We start from the raw sequence: 2001 nt of genomic DNA, 5'->3' as shown, positions 1-2001 counted from the left end.
TTCACGCTGGTCGAACTGTTTCTACCCAAGGAAGCGAAAGAAGCGGCGCATATCACCGAAAAGCCGAAAACCGAACAGGTGTCCCCGGACATTGGTGGCGTCGTGCGTGCACGTGCCGTTGCCAAATCCCTGGGCGTGGATCTCGGGATCATCGACAAACGCCGTGAGAAAGCCAATCACTCTGAAGTGATGCATATCATCGGTGATGTCGAAGGGCGTACCTGCATCCTGGTCGATGACATGGTCGATACCGCCGGCACCCTGTGCCATGCGGCCAAGGCCTTGAAAGAGCATGGCGCTGCCAAGGTTTTCGCCTACTGCACGCACCCGGTGCTGTCGGGGCGGGCGATCGAAAACATCGAAAATTCCGTGCTGGACGAGCTGGTGGTGACCAACACCATTCCGCTGTCCGCTGCAGCACAAGCCTGTGCGCGTATCCGTCAATTGGATATCGCACCGGTCGTTGCCGAGGCGGTCCGCCGCATCAGCAATGAAGAATCGATCAGCGCGATGTTCCGCTAAGGGCCTTGCCCTTTTCGAACATCCCGTTGACGAAAAGCGCCCCGCCCCGGCATTCCTGTCGGGGCGGGGCTTTTTTGCCCATACCGTGTTTGGCGCTGGTCGCAAACGCCACTCGGTGATGGCTATTTTGGAGATACAAAATGACTGACTTTACTCTGAACGCTCAAGCGCGTACTGACCTGGGGAAAGGTGCGAGCCGCCGCCTGCGTCACGCTCTGAACATCCCTGCCGTTGTATACGGTGGCAACAAGCCTGCTGAATCCGTGACCATCCTGGCCAAGGAAATCGCCAAGCTGTTCGAAAACGAAGCGGCCTACAGCCACGTTATCGAGCTGAACATCGACGGCGCCAAGCAAAACGTAGTCGTTAAGGCCATGCAGCGTCACCCAGCCAAGCAATTCATCATGCACGCTGACTTCGTGCGCGTTGTTGCTGGCCAGAAACTGACTGCAAAAGTACCGGTTCACTTCATCAACGAAGAAGCTCCGGTCAAGAAAGGCGGCGAAATTTCTCACGTTGTGAACGAGATCGAAGTTTCCTGCGAAGCCAAGGACCTGCCTGAATTCATCGAAGTCGACCTGGCTGACGCCGAAGTTGGCGCGATCATTCACCTGTCCGACCTCAAAGCGCCTAAAGGCGTTGAGTTCGTAGCTCTGGCACACGGCGATGACAAGGCAGTTGCCAACGTTCACGCTCCACGTGTTGCTCCAGAAGCTGCAGAAGGCGCTGCAGAGTAATTTCACTCTGTACGCCGGAGTGACCGGGAACATCGCGGACTAGAGCGTAGCGAGAAAGCGGGCGAGAACGCGGAGTTTACATCATGGTAAATGAGCATTTTTCGTCCACTTTCGCCGCTTTCCCTGATCGCGGCGATGTTATCCACCACTCCATGAAAGGGCCCCTATCGTGACTGCCATCAAACTGATCGTTGGCCTGGGAAATCCAGGCGCCGAATACGAACAGACCCGGCATAACGCAGGGGCCCTTTTTGTTGAACGAATCGCGAACGCACAAGGCGTGAATCTTGTCGCCGATCGCAAGTATTTCGGCCTGACCGGGCGTTACACACACCAGGGTCAGGATGTTCGTCTGCTGATTCCCACCACCTACATGAACCGCAGCGGCCAGGCCGTCGCGGCACTCGCTGGATTCTTCCGCATCAAGCCTGAAGAAATCCTGGTGGCACACGACGAACTCGACTTGCCTCCGGGCGTTGCCAAGCTCAAGCAGGGCGGTGGCCATGGCGGTCACAACGGGTTGCGCGACATCATTGCGCAACTGGGCAATCAGAATACCTTTCATCGCTTGCGGCTTGGCATTGGCCACCCGGGCGTTGCCAGTATGGTTTCAAATTTCGTCCTGGGTCGTGCGCCACGCGCCGAACAGGAAAAACTCGATGCCAGCATCGACTTTGCCCTCGGCGTGTTGCCGGACACCTTCAACCTGATCGTGACGAAGTCATCGCCAGTCTGAACGTCG

At 57.0% G+C, this 2001-nt stretch carries 3 protein-coding genes; all 3 read left to right on the top strand.

The window, feature by feature from the left end; all coding sequences use genetic code 11:
- Positions 1-522 (top strand): ribose-phosphate diphosphokinase (prs, locus tag ACQKP2_RS32670; protein WP_427582361.1); only part of this gene is annotated, 522 nt, incomplete at its 5' end.
- Positions 523-662: 140 nt separating this feature from the next.
- On the top strand, positions 663-1259 hold the full coding sequence (locus tag ACQKP2_RS32665) for a 50S ribosomal protein L25/general stress protein Ctc (RefSeq protein WP_427582360.1): 597 nt from the start codon (positions 663-665) through the stop codon (positions 1257-1259).
- A gap of 169 nt (positions 1260-1428) precedes the next feature.
- Positions 1429-1995, top strand: a complete 567-nt coding sequence (gene pth / locus ACQKP2_RS32660; protein WP_427582359.1) for an aminoacyl-tRNA hydrolase — start codon at positions 1429-1431, stop codon at positions 1993-1995.
- Positions 1996-2001: the final 6 nt, after the last annotated feature.

Origin of the sequence: Pseudomonas sp. NPDC089569, assembly GCF_050280625.1 — a bacterium.
GTDB lineage: Bacteria > Pseudomonadota > Gammaproteobacteria > Pseudomonadales > Pseudomonadaceae > Aquipseudomonas.
The sequence above is the reverse complement of the archived record's forward strand: the minus strand, read 5'-3'. Positions and strand labels throughout refer to the sequence as shown.

What these genes read in the sequence shown, in the direction of transcription:
- ACQKP2_RS32665 (WP_427582360.1), top strand. Translation starts at nt 663, where the DNA reads ATGACTGACTTTACTCTGAACGCTCAAGCGCGTACTGACCTGGGGAAA.